Source organism: Flagellimonas abyssi, from assembly GCF_019457905.1.
Taxonomy (GTDB): Bacteria; Bacteroidota; Bacteroidia; order Flavobacteriales; family Flavobacteriaceae; genus Flagellimonas; species Flagellimonas abyssi.
In genome coordinates this window covers 1-407 of the sequence record NZ_JAHZSV010000107.1, presented here as the reverse complement: position 1 = coordinate 407, position 407 = coordinate 1, and the positions used below count along the sequence as shown (strand labels likewise).

Genomic DNA, 407 nt, shown 5'->3' with positions numbered 1-407 from the left:
TTGTACTGGTTGAAGGGGTTTTGGGGGATGCACCTGAACTTGAAGGCTATGCCCACCAATTTCTTGAGCCGCTCCATGTGCTTCATGATGCCGTTGTTGGTCAGTGGCTGGGCCTTATTGATAGGAGGGCAATTTCTAAGGAAGCCCTCAAATTCAACCACGAAAGTGTAATCGATAAAGGACAGCCTAATATCCTGTGAATTGAACTTTTTCTTTACGAACCGTTTTAGATAGGTTTCCGTTGCCCCATAGTTCTTTGAAGTGCCAGGCTCAAGTTTGGGCATTTCATTATCACGGTGGTATTGGATAATATCATCAAGTGTCCTTAACACCCGATCCTCACCGAGATAACGCAGTTTAATGGCATTGGAGGTGATTACCATACCTTCGGAATACAGTTGCCTATG

1 protein-coding gene is annotated in these 407 nt (G+C 44.7%); it reads right to left on the bottom strand.

From position 1 onward, the window contains the following. Nucleotides 1-407, bottom strand: a 407-nt coding sequence (locus tag K1F36_RS20020) for a phage integrase SAM-like domain-containing protein (RefSeq protein ID WP_220115362.1), incomplete at both ends; no start/stop codon positions are given.